The organism is Streptococcus sp. GMD6S, from assembly GCF_000297015.1.
The window spans coordinates 1-927 of sequence record NZ_AJRH01000188.1 but is presented as its reverse complement, the minus strand read 5'-3'; the positions used below and the strand labels follow the sequence as shown (position 1 = coordinate 927).

The window sequence follows — 927 nt, the reverse complement described above, 5'->3', positions numbered from 1 at the left end:
ACTAACTCATCTAGCAAATCTAAATTCTCTAATAGATGGTCAATTGTTGAAAAAAGATAGCTGGTCTTAGTAAAGCTTGTAAAGGCATTACTGTCCGCACCTAATCGAGTAAAAGCAGCCATTATATCCTCCGAATTTTCTCTTTCAAACAATTTATGTTCAAGAAAATGTGCAATTCCTGCTGGATGATGACGTAAACCTTTTCCCAAGCTTGTATAAGTTGCATCTACAGAACCAAATTGAACTGTTACAATCCCATAAACCTCATTGAAATCTTGCTTAGGGAGTAAAGAAACTGTCAACCCATTTGACAATTTTGTTTTGTAGACTGTTTCCTTTACAGCAGGATAGTATTTTTCTTCAAAAGTAACCTTTGTCATTCTACTCCTTCCATAAAGTAAATCGCTTGTAACTTCAAACTATTGGCAGCTTTACATACAGCTTCTTTATCAACACTCTCTAATTTTGCCACCAATCGATCAATGTCAAAGCTTGATTTCCCCAATAGAGCATTCAAATAGACTCTTTCAACTAGGGCCTGTTGATTATCTTGAGCCATCAACAAAGATCGTCGAATCATCTCCTTGGTTTGTTCAAGCTCAAAATCTGTAAAGTTGCCCTTTTTCAAATCTAGCAACTGATGATTCATCAATTTTCTAGCCTGATTTCGATTTTCTCTATCAATACCCGCATACATCCTTAACAGACCACTAAACAAATCCAATTGACTAGAGACTGTATAGGCTATTCCAGCATTTTCACGAACATTTGTAAAAAGTTTCGAATGTGCAAATTCACCCAACAAACCATTCATAACAAGCATGGGCAAATGCTCATCATCACCATATTTTACAGGAGAATGATAGCCTAATTCCAAAATAGATTGCCCAACATTCCTCTGAAACATTCCTTCTCGTAGAACATTCA

Annotated in this window: 2 protein-coding genes; both read right to left on the bottom strand. The window is 36.0% G+C overall.

Annotation, left to right across the window (positions count from 1 at the left end; all coding sequences use genetic code 11):
• Positions 1–380, bottom strand: a 380-nt coding sequence (locus GMD6S_RS09570) for an insulinase family protein (RefSeq protein WP_000170119.1), incomplete at its 3' end; no start/stop codon positions are given.
• A partial coding sequence (locus tag GMD6S_RS09565; RefSeq protein WP_000295526.1) for a M16 family metallopeptidase occupies positions 377–927 on the bottom strand: 551 nt, incomplete at its 5' end. The genes GMD6S_RS09570 and GMD6S_RS09565, both read right to left, overlap by 4 nt.